At 36.2% G+C, this 17,697-nt stretch carries 13 protein-coding genes; 3 read left to right on the top strand and 10 right to left on the bottom strand.

All coding sequences use genetic code 11. The features are described 5' to 3' along the window. The first annotated feature begins 134 nt into the window (after positions 1 to 134). Entirely contained in the window at positions 135 to 902 is a 768-nt protein-coding gene (mazG, locus tag NBX25_RS20905; RefSeq protein WP_123908963.1) for a nucleoside triphosphate pyrophosphohydrolase, read from the top strand. A 60-nt stretch (positions 903 to 962) separates the two neighbouring features. Further along, complete coding sequence (locus tag NBX25_RS20900; RefSeq protein WP_250255281.1) at positions 963 to 1,841, top strand: SdiA-regulated/phytase-like domain-containing protein; 879 nt, start codon at positions 963 to 965, stop codon at positions 1,839 to 1,841. Positions 1,842 to 1,958: 117 nt separating this feature from the next. On the opposite strand, the gene NBX25_RS20895 is transcribed toward NBX25_RS20900, so the two are convergent. Both NBX25_RS20895 and NBX25_RS20890 read right to left on the bottom strand, forming a co-directional pair. Then, complete coding sequence (locus NBX25_RS20895) at positions 1,959 to 2,420, bottom strand: hypothetical protein (protein WP_250255280.1); 462 nt, start codon at positions 2,418 to 2,420, stop codon at positions 1,959 to 1,961. A 237-nt stretch (positions 2,421 to 2,657) separates the two neighbouring features. Further along, positions 2,658 to 6,281 carry a metallophosphoesterase gene (locus tag NBX25_RS20890; RefSeq protein WP_250255279.1) on the bottom strand — a complete coding sequence of 1,208 codons (3,624 nt, stop codon included), beginning with the start codon at positions 6,279 to 6,281 and terminating at the stop codon, positions 2,658 to 2,660. Positions 6,282 to 6,307: 26 nt separating this feature from the next. On the opposite strand from NBX25_RS20890, the gene NBX25_RS20885 reads away from it, so the two are divergent. After that, positions 6,308 to 7,492 (top strand): Pycsar system effector family protein, encoded by a 1,185-nt coding sequence (locus NBX25_RS20885; RefSeq protein ID WP_250255278.1) that lies wholly within the window; start codon positions 6,308 to 6,310, stop codon positions 7,490 to 7,492. 66 nt (positions 7,493 to 7,558) lie between these two features. Here the strand turns inward: NBX25_RS20885 and NBX25_RS20880 are convergent, their stop codons facing one another. From NBX25_RS20880 to nuoH, 8 genes are all read right to left on the bottom strand, one after another. After that, positions 7,559 to 9,877, bottom strand: a complete 2,319-nt coding sequence (locus tag NBX25_RS20880; RefSeq protein ID WP_250255277.1) for a GAF domain-containing protein — start codon at positions 9,875 to 9,877, stop codon at positions 7,559 to 7,561. Positions 9,878 to 10,111: 234 nt separating this feature from the next. After that, on the bottom strand, positions 10,112 to 11,491 hold the full coding sequence (locus NBX25_RS20875; protein WP_250255276.1) for an NADH-quinone oxidoreductase subunit N: 1,380 nt from the start codon (positions 11,489 to 11,491) through the stop codon (positions 10,112 to 10,114). 151 nt (positions 11,492 to 11,642) lie between these two features. Then, positions 11,643 to 13,136, bottom strand: a complete 1,494-nt coding sequence (locus tag NBX25_RS20870; RefSeq protein ID WP_250255275.1) for a complex I subunit 4 family protein — start codon at positions 13,134 to 13,136, stop codon at positions 11,643 to 11,645. Between the two features lie 2 nt (positions 13,137 to 13,138). Next, positions 13,139 to 15,052, bottom strand: a complete 1,914-nt coding sequence (gene nuoL / locus NBX25_RS20865) for an NADH-quinone oxidoreductase subunit L (RefSeq protein WP_250255274.1) — start codon at positions 15,050 to 15,052, stop codon at positions 13,139 to 13,141. Positions 15,053 to 15,054: 2 nt separating this feature from the next. Next, on the bottom strand, positions 15,055 to 15,384 hold the full coding sequence (nuoK, locus tag NBX25_RS20860; protein WP_065396642.1) for an NADH-quinone oxidoreductase subunit NuoK: 330 nt from the start codon (positions 15,382 to 15,384) through the stop codon (positions 15,055 to 15,057). Positions 15,385 to 15,388: 4 nt separating this feature from the next. Beyond that, a complete protein-coding gene (locus NBX25_RS20855; protein WP_068939958.1) occupies positions 15,389 to 15,886 on the bottom strand; it encodes an NADH-quinone oxidoreductase subunit J family protein in 498 nt (165 codons plus the stop codon). Beyond that, positions 15,886 to 16,443, bottom strand: a complete 558-nt coding sequence (locus NBX25_RS20850; protein ID WP_040996950.1) for a NuoI/complex I 23 kDa subunit family protein — start codon at positions 16,441 to 16,443, stop codon at positions 15,886 to 15,888. Before NBX25_RS20850 ends, NBX25_RS20855 begins: the two co-directional genes overlap by 1 nt. Before the next feature lie 152 nt (positions 16,444 to 16,595). After that, complete coding sequence (gene nuoH / locus NBX25_RS20845; protein WP_250255273.1) at positions 16,596 to 17,660, bottom strand: NADH-quinone oxidoreductase subunit NuoH; 1,065 nt, start codon at positions 17,658 to 17,660, stop codon at positions 16,596 to 16,598. Positions 17,661 to 17,697: the final 37 nt, after the last annotated feature.

The raw sequence follows: 17,697 nt of genomic DNA, 5'->3' as shown, positions 1-17,697 counted from the left end.
AGGCTTTTTTATTACCCGGAAACCTATTAGGTTTAAACCATCACGAACCCCGGACCCCGAAACTTTAATTCTCAACGTTTGTAATGGTGTCTGAATAACCCTTACCTTTGTATAAGATTGAATTTCCAATTACTATGAATACAAAACAGGAAAAATTAGAAGCTTTCGGGAGATTACTGGATATAATGGATGACTTACGTGAGAAATGCCCATGGGATCAGAAGCAGACGCTACAGTCTCTTAGACATCTTACGCTTGAAGAAACCTATGAACTTTCCGATGCCATTTTACAGGATGATTTGCAGGAGATTAAAAAAGAATTGGGAGATGTACTGCTTCATCTGGTTTTTTATTCTAAAATAGGATCAGAAAAAGAAAGTTTTGATATTGCCGATGTAATTAATTCCCTTAATGAAAAACTAATTTTCCGTCATCCTCATATCTATGGAGATACTGAAGTGAAGGATGAAGAGGAAGTGAAGCAGAATTGGGAGAAATTAAAATTAAAAGAAGGAAACAAATCTATTTTAGGAGGTGTTCCGAAAAGTCTTCCAAGCTTAGTAAAAGCATATAGAATTCAGGATAAAGTAAAAGGGATTGGTTTTGAATTCCATGACGCGGAAGATGCCTGGAAAAAGGTAGATGAAGAGATTCAGGAATTCCATGCGGAAACAGATGTAGAGAAAAAAGAGCAGGAGTTGGGAGATGTATTTTTTTCGTTAATTAACTATGCAAGAATTTCAGGAATCAATCCGGATTCTGCACTGGAAAAGACCAATATTAAATTTATTTCAAGATTCCAGAAGATGGAAGGTCTGGCCGAAGAACAGGACTTAAAACTTGCAGATATGTCTTTGGAAGAAATGGATGTTCTTTGGGAAAAGGCCAAACAGTTATCATAAATTCCAGGTTGGAACAATTAATGCTACCTATATTCAGTTAAAAAAAAATAAAAAATACATATGCTACGTTTTCTTATACTTCCTGCCATATTTCTATTGAGCTGCAATCCAAAAGCACAGAATACACCTGCTCAGAGTAGCGATCTGAAACCACAATTTTCTTTACCTAAAAAATTAAAAGAAGTTTCCGGTATTACGCTGTCTAAGGATAAAAAAACAATCTGGGTAATAGAAGACAGAGGAAATAAAAATGCGGTATATGGGCTTAGTGATCGTGGACAAATAATGGCTAAAGTTCCGGTTGAAAATGCTGAAAACACAGACTGGGAAGATATTATATCCGATGCCCAGGGAAATATCTATATCGGTGACTTTGGCAATAATGATAATGACCGAAAGGATCTGGCAATTTTAAAAACAGATCTGAAAGATATTACTCAAACCACTACAAAAGTTGTTCAAAGGACTAAGTTTCACTATGAAGGGCAAACAGAATTTCCACCCAAAAAATCCAACCTTCTGTATGACTGTGAAGCTTTTGTAGAGATGGACGGCAATTTCTATCTTTTCACGAAGAACAGAAGCAAAGGTTTTGACGGAACATTTCTAGTATTTAAGGTTCCTAATAAAGAAGGGAACTTTGAGGCCAAACTGATTGGGAAATTAAAACTACAGGGCGGATATAATGATGCGGCTATTACTTCAGCAACCATCAACAGTACCAAGGATAAAATTGTGCTGCTAACGCACAAAAATGTGCATGTTCTTACAGGATTTAATGCTGATGATTTCAGTGGTGTAAAGATCAATAAGATTCCTTTACATCATAATTCACAGAAGGAAGCGATTGTATTTCTTAATGATCAGACTTTAGTGATTGCAGATGAAAAAGGGAAAGATGAAAGCGGGAATGTATATCAGTTTTCTCTTAAACCATAATCTAAATACAGCAATATTAATGATGTGAAAGTCTATTGCAGTATTTTCACAGCAAAATAATACATCAACTAAAAACCACAGATCATTCTGTGGTTTTTATATGTAATAGTAAAGCTTTTATTCTTTTTTAAAAGGGCGGATTTTACGGTACAATGCCTCTAATTCTTTGGGAGGGTTGCCCGAATCAAAATTGGCAGAATTATAAGTAGTTCCGTTACTTGTTATCATAATATTAGCTATCATAGCCTGGTCAGAATGTCGTCCTGTAGTAGGAGACTGTAATGTTGATATTTTGGATAAATCAATAGCAGCAGCCTGCTGTGCGATATGTTCCCATTCGGAAGGAGATAGCGGAGAGGTATTTTCCTCCCCATTAAAAGAGGTGGTTTTAGACTTAGGAGTGAGGGTGATCGTTGTTTGAAAACCTCTGGTTTGTTCTGTTAATTCTACTTTTTCAATTTTTGCCTGTTGTGTGTTTACAGTTAAATTTTTTTCAATGTTTCCATTTTTGCTTTGGTTCTGACAATGAATACTTGATAAAACTAAAATAATATTAAATGAAATAATGAGTGTCTTCATTGGAGGTGCTTTTTTAATGATTATGTATTTTGTGATTTGCTGATGAGCTAAAATATAAAAACGATATGTAATGCTAAACTATTATGTATGTTAAAAAAATAAAACTCAGGATTTCCCTGAGTTTTTTATTGATTCATATTTTATTTAAAATTTCATTCCTATCCCGGCAGAAATTCGCCCGCCATCTGAGCCATAGAAATAATTGAGTCTGGCAGACATCATTTCCACAATGCTTAGTCAAACACCAGCGCCTACAGACTGATGCCATTTTCTGGAATATTCACCGTCATTCCATACACGGCCGATATCATACCCAACAAGAATTCCCAGATTGGCAGGAACAATATTGTTTCTGATTCTTCCAAAATCCCAACGGATCTCCGAATTATTGGTAAAATATGATCTTCCAGAGAATCTTTCATTTCTGAACGCTCTCATTCCATTATTACCTCCGATGGCTGCAGCCTGATAGAACTCAAAACTATCATTGTTGATCCACATGGCATTGCTGGCATTGGCAAATACGAAAATTCCCTTTTTATCAATTCTGTGGTCAATAGCGAATCTTCCTTTTACCGTCAGGAAATTTCTGTTAAAATTGGAAAAAGTAGCTTTCCAGTCGGCATTCAGCATCAATTCCATTCCCAGGGTTGGAAAAGCGGGATTGTCTGCATTTTTATAACTGAAAGTATAATTAGCCCCTAAGAACTGTTGGCTGTCAAATACTTCAGGCCTTACATCCGGGGAAGTGTTGATAAAACGCCCGTCTTTTCTCTGTACTTTATTATCTTCAAAAGTAAGCTGAAGTTGATGGTTAAAGTTCATCCAGCCTTTCTTTGAGATGGAAGGAGCAACATTAAACTTAGAAATTCTTGCCCTGTTGTATTCTCTTTCCGTATTTTCTTTATCATAAGGACTGTCGTTGGAAAGCCCAAAGAAGTTCTGGGAAAACCTCGGAGTGGTATATGCTGCATCAATATTAAAATCCCATCCTGAAATTGCCTTCTTGAAAATTCCTTTATAAATAAGGCTGAACCCCGCAGTAGCAGTATAAAAATTGGCTTTTAAACTATGCTTTTGGGTAAAGGGATCACGGATGAAATTATTCATCGTATAATTAGCTAAAACACCAATAATAACCCCGTCATCAGGGTTATAATCAATATTCGGATATCCTGCGAAAGCATTGTACTTCGGATGCTTGTAATTATAAGTATTTATTTCATAATCATCCGCAATATTTTTAGTAGCATTTCCTGCATTATAAGTGTTTTTTTGAGACTCGAAGTCGTAGATCTTTACTTTCCTTCCGTCTGCCACATTATATACATCATGATTATATCCACCAATTAGCCTGATGTTCATTTTGGGACGCCCTTTTCCTACTACTTCATAAATATCATCATCTTCTAACCCGTAGATCCAAAGTTCTTTTGTTTTTGAATCATGATAAGTCTTTTCAAAAACCAGTTCGTTTTTATCTTTGTGTTTACCTAATTTATATTGTTGTACAAGAACAGAATGACCATTTTTGGTAATCACAAATTTATCAGGTCCTATAGTTCCGGCCAAAGGAACTTTTTCCTGTAGTACATTGTAATACTCGGATGCGTATGTCTGTAATTTTGTTTTTCTTATTTTCAGTTTTCGCTGAATATCAGCGATGGTCTCATCCTGAACTTCTTTAGGAAGATTATGGAAGGCATCATCAATATCAGCGTCTGTTAAATGTTCCTGGATATATTTAGCCTGGGCTTCCCATTCTTCCTGGGTAGCACCTTTTAAAAAGACAAGATCCATTGGATAAGGTTCCATAGCCAGCCATTTCACACTGCTGATATCTTCCGTGAAGGTTTTCATGTGACGGATGGCCGGAACATTCATAATAATTTTAAAGGCAGCGCCGTCATATTTACTGAAAGCCTGATCTCTATCCTTTGGAATCGGTTTATAGATAATTTTATCTCCTTCTTCATATTGTGCCCATTTCCATTGATCTGAATGTCTGTCCCAGTCACCAATCAGCATATCAAACAACCTTGCTCTGATGTAAGACTCTTTGTCTACAGAATATTTGTAATTCTTGGTTAAGTTTTTCAGGACATCATCAGTAGAAACGATATCTTTTGCATGATTAAGGTAAGCCAGTGTCTTAGGGTCTGAAGAAAAACGTTCCTCAATCATATACATTTCATCCCCGTAGTTTTGATTATACTTTCCTAAAGCCTGTTGCTTGGGAATATAATATAACTTCGGATTGCTATGGAAAATATTCAGTTTTTCTGACATATTTCCTATGGTAAACGGTGTGAAAGGATGGTTGGTAGTATAAAAGTCTAAAAGAAACTTCTCCGGAAAGCTATTGGTAAGTTCTTCACTCAAAGTACTCCTTGTGAAAGCCATATTATTAAGAAACCTAACCGCGCTTTTTTTCACTCCACGCATTACAAATTCCTGCCCGTCATTTGCTTTTAGTCTTAAGCTGTTGGATTGGTTTCCGCCTCCTTCTCTGAATGGGGTATAACCACCATCCAGCTCTGAAAGATTGGCTGTAGGGGCTTCAATAGACATCCCGTAGTATTTTCTGTAATGATCTCCCCAAAGCCATCGGTAGAACCCTCCTTTCTGCGTAAGCGGTACCGGATAGATGGTTGAAGACACCGTAGCCGGGAATGTATTGGGAAAATTATTCACAAATACATCTGGTTTGGATATAACAGATATTTGTGACAATTTCTGCAGCTTAGCATCCTTTGTGGAAAAAAACTCCACATCGGTACTCTGATCTTTTCTGATATTGAGGACAGCGAAGCCACTTCCCCCGTAGGAAAAGTCTGTTTTTTCAGTAATGGTAGACGGATTTGTTTTGGAACCTGCACCACTGATGATCTGTCGTATGTTTCCCTCTTCATGATATTGCAAGTTGTGATCGTGACCGGAAACGAAGATCACATTTTCTTTATCCTGAACTATACTCTTCAGCCTGTTGGCTAGTTCTGCATAATGTTGATTGTTTATATCCGCAGGACTTATCCCCGAAGAGCTTCTGAGTATATTGATGGCGCTGGCGACTCCGGGAACCGGGATTTTACTGTTAAGAGGAAAAAGGTGCGATTTTGCCGAATGAAACCCTGCATGGGTTCCGCTGCTTATGATGGGATGATGTAAAGCTATAATGATTCTTTTACCCTGATTTTTGATGATAAGATCTTTAAATTCGGTATAAAAATCTTCACGGGTTTTGATGGTACAGCCTTTATTAATCCCAGGATAGTTATCCCAGTTTGTAATAGCCCATTCCGTATCAATGGCGATCAGTTTAATATCTTTGGTAATGCTGATATCATCAATAGGACATCCGTTTTTGGGTAAAAATGCTTTTTTATCATCGAAGTATTTTTTCACCAATGATTCCTGAGCATTTAATCCACTTAAACCACTGTACCAATCATGATTTCCAGGGATGACAAGGGTTTTTCCTTTAAAATTTTTAGTAATGATAAACTGATCCTCTAGTTTTTGTTTTGCTAAAGCATAGCCTTTATCCGATTCTTTAGGCATCCCGTTGGGATAGATATTATCTCCGAGAAAGATAAGCATTGAATTACTGTCTGCAGAATCAAGTTTGTTTTTAAGTAAATTCAGTGTTTTCTGTGCCTGAGGTTCATCTGCGTTTCCGGCATCTCCAATCAGGAAAAGTTTAAAATCATTTTCAGATTTTATTTCAGAATCTTTTACTTCAAATAAGTTTTTGCCTTTTTGTACGTTATATGTTGCGCAGGAATACATGACTCCGGCGGACATTACTGTTCTCAGAACAATAGAAGTATTTTTTAGATGAGTTTTAAAGGATAAATTCATAAATTTACAATAACAAAAATTCAGGAATGAGCATTCTAGACAAAGCTAAAAATTATGTTGAAATCTTATTCAAAGATAAGTTATCTTCAGTATATTTTTATCATAATTTTATTCATACTGCCTATACGGTCAATAAGGCTGAGGAGATTATGAAGCATACCCCTGTTTCTGAAGAAGATCAGGAAAAAGTACTTGTAGCCCTGTGGTTTCATGATACGGGATATATAGAATGTGCCATGAATCATGAAGAAAGGGGAGTGGAGATCATGAAAAACTTTCTTCACCAGGAAAATTATCCGGAAAGCTATATCTCAGATGTGGAGAAACTGATATTAGCGACTAAAATTACCTATGTACCTCAGAATTTATTGGAAAAAATCGTAAAAGATGCTGATTTCAGTCATTTTGCAGGTCATGACTATAATGATATTTCTGATGCTTTAAGAAAGGAATGGGAACTTACCAATGTAAGATGTTTTTCCAATGAAGAATGGAATGCCGGAAATCTTGATATGCTGAAAAACAAGCATACTTATTATACGGATTATGCCCAGGAAAATTGGGAACCTTTAAAAAAGAAAAATATCAAGAAGATTGAAAAGAAGCTGGAAAAAGAAGATGAAAAGAAAGCCAGCGCGGATAATAAAGATAATAAATCTGACAACAAAAAAGATAAAGAAAAGTCTGACAGAAGTGTAGATACTTTATTTAGAGTAACGCTGAACAATCATACAAGGTTAAGTGATATTGCAGACAGTAAGGCTAATATCCTACTTTCTGTTAATGCGATCATTATTTCAGTATGCCTTTCTGTGTTGGTTCCAAAATTGGATGCGCCTAAAAACTCTCACCTGATCCTTCCGAGTTTTATTTTATTGTTATCTAGTGTACTGACAATTATATTTGCGATCCTTTCTACAAAACCGAATGTAACAAAAACTACATTTACCTCCCAGGATATTGCCAATAGAAAAGTAAATCTGTTATTCTTTGGAAACTTCCAACAGATGCTTTTTGACGATTATCATAACGCGATGAGAGATTTAATCAAAGACAGGGATTATATTTATGATTCTATGGTAAAAGACCTGTATTATTTGGGGAAAGTTCTTGACAGAAAGTATAAGCTTTTATCTATAACTTATAAAATCTTTATGGCTGGGATTATTATTTCTGTGCTATCTTTTGGATTTGCATTCCTTAGTCTGTAAAAAATATAAATAACGATATTCAGCCAATTTTAATATTGGTGATTTTTTTATGAAGTAATAAAGTTATTATTTTTCAGATTCATTCTGACTGATTGAAACCCTGAGTGCCAGCAACCCTGTAATTCCCTGGAGATCCTCTACTTTTAGAAACTCCACATCATGTTCCAGAATACCCTTTTTCTGGAGTTTAGTAACATATTCCAGGTATTCTTTCTGGTTTTCCATACCGAAATAGACAATGGTAATCTTTCCGGGAGCTGTAATTCGTTCTGACGAATCTTTTACATGAGCTTTATCCAGACGTTTTTTAATGATCTCGTAGTAAGAATTATAGGCCCCGTCTACATCGAAACGTTTTTCATCCATTCTGAAACGGATGTCTATTTTTTCATTATACACAAAGATCAAAGATGCTATATCCAGTGGAATAGGAAGGTCTTTTTTAAAGGACTGAAACTCAATCTCCATCTTGCAAATGGTTTTCAATTGCGAGTATCTCAGTTTATGAACTACTTTTGAAGTATAATGAAGATCGGGAGAAATAGATTGCCCAATATAGAGATTATGCTCTACACCATCAGATTTAAATCTTTCATAGTAGTGCGGAAAAATTTCCTGTGCTTTGATCTGGCTTTCATCCAGCATATCTGCAAGTTTTCTGTTGACAAGCGTAATAGAATCATCCAAATTTTTTCTATGGCTGTAAAACAGATCTGTTTGGGCCAGTACCTGAGAAAAATAATCCTGAATTTTAGCCTTCACTGGTCTAGGGGTTCTCACCTCTAATTTTCCTTGTAAAAAAGGATGAATTTCCTCTCTCAATACTCTTTGGAAGCGTTGTTCTGTATCGGCTTTTATTTCATTATTTAATTCATTTTCAAATACATCCAATGCCAATATGAATTTTTCAGAATCAGAATTGGTGAGAGTGAATATATCATTAAGCCATTCAATCTGATGGTTGAGGTCTTTAAGCATCAGGTTAAAACGCTTTTCAGATGACGAACGGATATCTGATACTCCAAATAAGGGAGTTAGATTTTTGAATGATATTTCCTTTAAAGTATGTATTTTTTTCCCAAGGGAAGCGGTAAAATATTTCTCTGCTTCATTTCTGAATTTCCATACCACACTATCGTGAATGGTTGTATATTCTCGCTGTATAATGGCTTCTATCTGATAATTTTTTTCAAAATAGAATCTGCTGAGAGAGAACAGGACCATATCGGTAAAAAACTCAAGTTTTTTGAGTTTTAAACCATTGAAACTGCCGGCGATAGGAGAGGTAAACTCCATAATAGCAAGAAGTTCATTATCTTTCATGATAGGAATGACCATGAAGCTGTTGACATTATTATCCTTTAAAATAGTAAAAGACGGAAGCTGCCTGACATTCTCATCCAGATTATCCACATTGGAAACTACAATGGATTTCGAATTGTGGCTTAAATTGCTAAAAGTCGTTTTACGGGTTTCTTCGTCAAATGTATTGATCCAGAAATCCAAAATATGATTGGTGAGCAGGCTTTCATAAATCGGAAGTTTATCAAGCTTCTGTTCTTTTTTGTTAAAGGTCATCAGCCCGAAACTGAGCTCCGGAACATCAAAATAGGATTTGAAAATTTCTGTCAGATTCTCATTCGGATTTAAATTTTCAGGATCAATTTCGATCATGCTTGATTTAAGATCAGAAAGGGCTACTTCAGAGGTACAGTCTACCAACGAGATGATGGTAAAACCTTTCAATATCCAGGATTGCGATGGAAAATATTTCTTCCACAATTTAAAATCATCCAGATTTTCCAGCAGCATATCCATGATTTCATCGGATGGTATTTTAGCATCCTCTGTAGGATAAATTTCTGTAAAATCTGAATTCACCGTTATCTTGTAGTGTTTCATGATTCCCAGTTTATTCGGGATATCATAATAGAACGGGATGGTGCTTCTGATATCTTTTTTAAAATAGCTCTGAAGAATCAGGCAGCAACAAAACACATAAAATTCGTTGTCACTGATATTTCTAAGTTCAATTTCAAAATCTTTTCCTGCATCTTTAAGAATATCCTTAAATCTCTCCGTATAGTTGAACGTAATATTGGAAAGAGGGATACTTGCTGCTTTTATTTCATTCCGGGTAAGTCCTGTAGGGAAAAGATCGGTGAGCAGTGATCTGATGAGGTCTTCATTTTTTTCCAGAATACTTATATCCTGAAAGCCTTCTTTAAGTTCTTGAAAATTCCGGGTTTGCTCGATCAGGGATTCTGCATAGTTTGCCCTGTATTCCAGACGGTCATTATACCGGATATGTTCCAGTACATCCAAATATTTTTTGAACGAGATATAAACCTGAAATGGAGAGTCTTTTTTGTAAAGATTAGCCAAGAGCTGAAATTTAAAGTAAAGTTATGAAAAAAAGACTATTTATAAATATGCTTTGTATTAGTGAAAATAATATTTTGTAGCTGTTTTATTCTATTTTTTTGAATGAATTCCTAAAAATAGATCTTCTATTGTTAGATTCTGTATTTCTTTTTGAAAATATCAATGTACCAGCAAAATTTTAATAAAAAAAGCACAACTGAAAAGTTGTGCTTTTTTATATTTTAAATTCAGATCTTACAGTCCGAACATTTTTGCAAACAGATCCGGGAAAATACCCAGGATAATAATAGCTATAATTACAAATACTGCAACAATATTGTAAGTAAGCGTTACTTTCTCTGATGACTTGAATGTTGATTCTTTAAAGAAGAACATGGCGATGATCAATCTTAAATAGTAAGCGATCGATAGGGCAGACCCTAAAACTGCTACCAATACTAAGAAAGCTGCACCGTTCATTGCCTGAGAGAATAAAGCAAATTTCCCCATGAAACCAGCTGTTAACGGAACCCCTGCCATTGAAAGCATAGAGATCGCTGCCGCTGTTGCCAATAAAGGTTCTGTTTTTGCCAATCCTTTGAAAGCTCCGAAAGAAGTTTCTCTTTTTAATTTCTCTACCCAGATCAGACACATGAAAACTCCTACTGTAGATAAAGCATAAGCGAATAAATAGAACGCTAAGTTATAAGTAGAAAGACTTGTCATTCCAAAGAATACCAATCCGATGTATCCTGCGTGAGAAACTGAAGAGTAGGCTAACATTCTTTTTGCATTCGTCTGAGCAAGACCCATAACGTTTGCTAATAATAAAGTGATGATTAAGAATACTCCCAAAACATTGATCCATTCATGAGTAACTCCGGCAAAACCGATCGTCATCAATCTGAACAGTGCAAAGAATCCGGAGATTTTTACTACACTCGCCATGAAAGCTGTAATCAATGAAGGTGATCCTGCATATACATCAGGGCTCCACATATGGAAAGGAGCTAATGCTACTTTAAATGCCAATGCACAAAGGATAAGCAATACTCCTAAGATGAACATTACGTTCCCTGTATTCGCTACTCCAAAGTCGTGAATTTTATATAGATCAAAACTTCCTGCACTTCCGTAGATGAACGCAATTCCGAAAAGTAGGAAACCTGTTGCGAATGCACCCATTAGGAAATACTTGATTGAAGCCTCATTTGATCTTAGATCAGTTTTGTTGGCACCTGCCATTACATATAATGGAATAGAAAGGATTTCAACACCTAAGAACATGGTTACCAGGTTCTGGTATCCGAAAAGTACAATTCCTCCACATAATGCAAATAACATCAATGCATATAATTCTGATTGGTGGCTTCTGTGGTTGCTGAATGCAAAACCTCCCAAGAAGAATAACAATAAGGTTGTTACAATGGATAATTTAGTGAATAATGCAGTATTGGCACTGTATTCATACATATGCTTGTAATGATCGAAGAACGAACACTCAGGCATAAAGCTTACATACAATGCGATGATTAAACCCAAAATCCCAATGTATCTTGCGAATTTTCCTTGTTCGAAAACTCCTGAAAATAACGCAATAACTGCCGTTAGGAAAACAATAATTAAAACACTCATAATATAGATTTGAGATGTGAGATTTAAAGTTTAAAGTTCAAGGTTTAGAGTGTAAAGTTCCAGGTTCAAAATTTCCCGTCTCTTATCTCTTCGTCTTTATCTTTATGCTCTCTAATCTCTTATTTTTTTAATTTTTAAATCTTTTAATTTTTTAGTTAGCCATCGCTGTGTAGATAAACTTCACTGAACTACTCACCATATCGATTACCGGTTGTGGGAAAATACCAAGTAAGATCACAAAAACCGCTAAACTCGCCAATACAGAGAATTCTACACCAGATAAATCTTTTGCTGTGCTTAGTACTTCTGCATTTCCTTCTCCAAACATTGCTTTTCCGTAGAATCTCAATAAGTACACTGCACAAAGAATTATCGTAAGACCAGCAATTACAGCTGCTGTTCCATTGAAATCATATACTGCTTTTAACAGGATAAATTCTCCGATGAATCCATTCGTCAATGGAACTCCCATTGAACCTAATATAATAATCAGGAACAATACTGCAAATTTAGGCGCTACTTTAGCCAAACCACCCATTTGTCTGATGTCTCTTGATTTAAATCTCTTGTATAAAATATCACAACAGTAAAATAATCCTACTACGTTAATACCGTGAGCGAAAGTTTGTACCAATGCTCCTTCAGCACCTTCTACGTTGAAAGTTCCTCTTAAAGTAACTACTGCTGAAGCGAAGATACCAGCTACCATCAATCCTACGTGAGAGAAAGATGAATAAGCGATGATTCTCTTCATGTCCGTTTGGATAATAGCGATCAATGCTCCATGTACAATTCCCACGATGGCAAGGATAATTACAATCTGTCCTGAAATTCCGGCAATCGGAAGTGGAGTGATTGGAAGTAAGTAACGCATTACACCGTACACTGCCATCTTAAGCATGATACCGGATAATAGCATCGATCCTTGAGTAGGAGAGTAGGTATAGGTATCAGGCTGCCAGGTATGGAAAGGGAATACCGGTAATTTCACTGCAAAAGCAAAGAAGATAAACCAGAATACCACAGTCTGTTGTGTTTCGTTCAGTTGTGCATTGTATAGATCAGTTAAAGCGAATGATGCAGAGTGGTTGTACACATAGATCAATCCGGCTAACATAAATAAAGATCCAACGAATGTATATACGAAGAATTTCGTAGTGAATTCAAACCTTTTATTCTCTTGTCCCCAAAGTCCGGCAATAAACCAAATTGGAATCAAAGTTACTTCCCAGAAAATGTAGAACAATAATCCATCTAAAGAAGTAAATACTCCTACAAGACCGAATTGCATCAACAGAATCAATCCGTAGAATGTATTTCTGTAGCTTACATTTTCGTTGAATGAAGATAAAATGATGATTGGCGCTAAAATATTAGTCAGCAATAAAAGAAGCATACTCATCCCATCGATACCGAAGTGAAGAGAGCTCTTCATAAATTGTGACCAAGGATAATTGATCTCGTGCTGCAATACGCTGTCTACTGTCGGAGTAAAATCAAAATCCGAAAGTATATAAAACGTAAGAAGCATTTGAACCAATGCAATTCCCAGTGCCAAATATTTGCTGGAATTACTCTTCCACGCAAAAACTAATCCCGAACCTACTAGAGGTAATAGTAATAATGTTAATAATAAACAAGACATTATTATTGTAATAAAAAGTTAACAATTAATATAATTCCCACAGCTAAAGACATGATAAGAATATACGTCTCTACATTTCCGTTTTGTACACGCTTCATAGCTTTTCCGCTGTCTTCAGCACCATCACCTACAAAGTTTACAAAACGGTCTAAGATCCCCTTATCAAACATCTTTCCTCCACGTCCTAATCCTTCAACAGTTTTTACAATCAATGCGTTGTAAAGTTCGTCTACATATAATTTCTTAGCAGAAAGCTTTTCCCATCCGGTATAGCTCTCTTCTGCCACAGCCATTTTTTTCTTTTTCACATAGGTATTTCTTACGATAAACCATACAGAGAAGAACATTAATACTGTTGCTGCTAATAAGATCATTTCAGTGTTGAAAGGTACTCCTGAAAGAGTAGCTTCCATTTGGCTGTAGCTTTGTTCCGTAAGAACAGGCTTTAACCATTCCATCAGTTTAGCATAGTGTCCGTGACCGATGAAGTGTGGCAGGTTGATGAAACCTCCGATTACAGAAAGGATAGCCAATACGATCAATGGTAATGTCATATTAGATGGGCTTTCGTGTAAGTGATGTTTTTGCTCTTCAGTACCTCTGAATTCTCCGTGGAAAGTCAGATAGTATAGTCTGAACATATACGTTGCAGTCATTGCCGCTAAAACAAATAAAATTATCCAATACATTGGATTTTTAGCGAAAGCTGCTACTAGAATTTCGTCTTTAGAGATCATCCCTGATAATAAAGGGAAACCTGAAATGGCTAATGTTCCGATCAGGAAGGTAGCGTGGGTAAGAGGAATATATTTTTTAAGACCTCCCATGAAACGCATATCCTGCTCGTTGCTCATTGCGTGGATTACAGAACCTGCACCTAAGAATAACAAAGCTTTAAAGAAAGCGTGCGTCATTACGTGGAACATGGCTGTTGTATAAGCACCAAGACCTAAAGCGATGAACATGAATCCAAGTTGTGAAACAGTAGAGTATGCCAATACTTTTTTGATGTCGTTCTGACGTAGTGCGTAGAATCCTGCTAAAGCTGCAGTTAAGAATCCGATGAATAAAATTCCTCCTTGTACCGTTGGAGCTAAAGTAAATAAGAAGTTAGATCTTACTACTAAATAGATACCCGCCGTTACCATCGTTGCCGCGTGAATTAATGCAGAAACAGGAGTTGGTCCAGCCATCGCGTCTGGTAACCAAGTATATAATGGAACCTGAGCAGATTTACCGGTAGCACCGATGAATAAACTCGCTGTGATAAAGATAATCACTGTTCCGTCTAATTCAAATTTTGAAGCGTTTTCTGCTACAGAAAGATAATCTACAGCATTGGTCTGAGAAGCGATCATGAAGATACCGATCAATAACGCAAGGTCACCAATTCTGTTCATGATGAAAGCTTTTCTTGCCGCTTTACCATATTCTTCGTTAGTGTACCAGAATCCGATCAACAGGTAAGAACAAAGACCTACACCTTCCCATCCAATGAATAAGATAAGGTAGTTGCTTCCCATTACTAAAAGTAACATTGAGAAAATAAAAAGGTTCAGATAAGTAAAGAACTTATAGAATCCTTTGTCATGACTCATATATCCGATAGAGTATAAGTGGATCAGTGAACCGATACCTGTAATGATCATGACCATCATTAAAGATAGCTGATCTATTTGGAATCCAAAATTGATTTGAATACCATTAACTCTAAACCATTCAAAAGCTTTTACGATTACGGGCTGGCTTTCAGAATTAAAATTCATGAAAAGACTTACAGCAATACAGAATGATCCGAAAACCATCGCAGTTGCCAAAGAACCCACCACTATTTTTGGAAGATTTTTTCCGAATAAACCGTTTATAAGAAACCCTAAAAGTGGTAAAAGTACTATTGCATATACTAAATTCTCCATTCTTATCCTCTTAATTTATTAAATATACTCACATCTACAGAACGGGTATTTCTATACAGCATAGCAATAATTGCCAGACCTACCGCTACTTCCGCAGCAGCAACCACCATAATGAAGAACACTAAAAGCTGTCCGTCTCCGTTGCCTTTATATGCTGAAAAAGCAGCCAATAAAAGGTTTACAGAGTTAAGCATAAGCTCTACACAGCCTAGAATCACAATAGCATTTTTTCTAAGCAATACGCCCATCACTCCTAAGCAGAACAATACTGAACAAAGGATAATGAAGTAGTCCAAAGGGATGCTTTGTATAAATGTATTTACTTCTCCCATAATTTTATAAATCTTTTTTACCGATTAATACCGCACCTACAATACCTGCTAAAATCAGGATAGAAGCAAGCTCAAACGGTAAAACATATTCATTAAACAAAAGTCTACCCAGATTTTTAGTAAGACCAACACCTCTGTCTACATTCTCTACCACAATATGGTTTTGCTGAACGCCTCTGAATACTCCTAAAACTCCTACTAAAAGAAGACCTGCAGTAAAAACTCCAATAAATTTTAAAGTATTACCCTTCTTACTTTCGTCTGCTTTATTAAGGTTAAGCATCATTAGAATGTAAAGGAAAAGTACCATAATAGCACCTGCGTACACTATAATCTGGATAATTGCTAAGAATTGAGCATTCAAAAGAATGTACATTCCGGCAATTGAAAACATCGTAACAATTAATGACAAAATAGCATATAAAGGATTTTTTGCAAACACGAAGTATACCGCACTTGACACTGCTAAAAACGCCACCAAGAAAAATAAAAACTGATCCATTATTTTACCGCATTTTTTTGTTTCTCGGATTGTCTTGTCGTAATGTCAATCCTTTCATTTATTTTTTCAACTAATTTATCTTTTCCGTAAATGAAAGAACCTCTGTTGGTTTCTACGTCTACCAATCTGTCAGTAAGATAAATCGCAGATTTAGGACAAGCCTCTTCACACATCCCACAGAAAATACATCTTAGCATATTGATTTCATATACTGAAGCATATTTTTCTTCTCTGTAAAGTCCTTTTTCCTCTTTAGTTCTTTCAGCAGCAGTCATCGTAATGGCTTCTGCAGGACAAGCTACCGCACAAAGCCCACAAGCTGTACATCTTTCTCTGCCTTCCTCGTCTCTTTTCAAAACGTGCTGACCTCTCCAGATAGTCGTTCTTGGCTTCTGTACTTCCGGATACGAATATACTGCGGGAGCACCCTTTATCACGGTTCTTACAGCATGCTTAAATGTAATCCCCATCCCTGTAAAGATCGCAGGAAGGTAGATTTTTTCAGCAAGGGTCATTTCTTTATTGGAAACAACTTTTGATCTGTTTGTAAGTTTCATTTAATTATAGATATTAGATGTTAGACACCAGATTTTAGACTAATCTTGTCTGCTATCTTAATTATTTAATATTGATGATTGAATATGATAGGCTAAAGATAAAACTTTGATTTCATTATCAAATTTTCAAATCAGCTCATTTTCAAATTTTCTTAGTTTGCAAATGCTAAAATTACAGCTCCTGTAATTAATAGGTTTACCAATGCCATCGGGATTAATGTTTTCCATCCTAAGTGCATTAACTGGTCATATCTGAATCTTGGAAGCGTCCATCTGATCCACATGAAGATCAAAATTCCGATGACAGTTTTCGTTAAGAATGCTACGATACTTAAGATTCCTGCAACGTTTTCTCCCCAGTTCTGAGTGACCCACTCAATCCCAGGATAGTTATAACCTCCGAAGAAAAGAACCACCATAAAAGCATTAGAAATAAACATGTTCACGTATTCCCCGAACATATATAAACCTAACTTCATGGAAGAATATTCTGTAGAGTATCCTGTTACCAATTCAGATTCACACTCTGGTAAATCGAACGGGTGTCTGTTTGTTTCTGCTAAAGCTGCTACAAAAAATACAAGGAAAGCAACCGGTTGGTAGAAAATATTCCAGTTCATTCCGGAAACCCAAGGAATAATTCCCCATAGTTTTCCGTGAGTCTGGTTTTCTGTGATTACTTTTAAGTCTAAGCTTCCAGCCATCATAATAATAGAAAGAAGCGCTAATCCCATGGCCAATTCATAAGAAATCATCTGAGAAGAAGCACGGATAGCACCTAGTAATGAGTATTTGTTGTTCGAAGCCCAACCTCCGATCATGATTCCGTAAACCCCGATGGAAGCCATTCCGATGATGAAAAGTACACCAACGTCAATGTTAGCCACCTGAAGATCAAAAGAAGTACCTGCAATATTTAAACTTTTACCCCAAGGAATAACGGCTCCTGTGATTAATGAAATAAACATTACTAAAGCCGGTCCCAATACGAAAAGGAATTTTTCAGCATTGGCAGGCGTAAAATCTTCTTTAAAGAAGAATTTTCCACCGTCAGCAAGAGGTTGCAGTAATCCGAAAGGTCCTGCTCTGTTAGGACCAATTCTATCCTGCATGATAGAGGCTACTTTTCTTTCTGTCCAGGTAGAGTAGGCTGCAATCGTTAACGATAGCAGGAAAAGTGCTAGTACAAGTATAAGTTTAAATGTAAGTAAATCCATTTTATTGTTATAGATGTTAGAAGTTATGAAGATGGAA

This window comes from Chryseobacterium sp. Marseille-Q3244 (genome assembly GCF_940807095.1).
In the GTDB taxonomy this organism is placed as follows: Bacteria; Bacteroidota; Bacteroidia; order Flavobacteriales; family Weeksellaceae; genus Chryseobacterium.
Note: the sequence above shows the minus strand (reverse complement) of the source record. Positions and strands in the feature narration are given on the sequence as shown.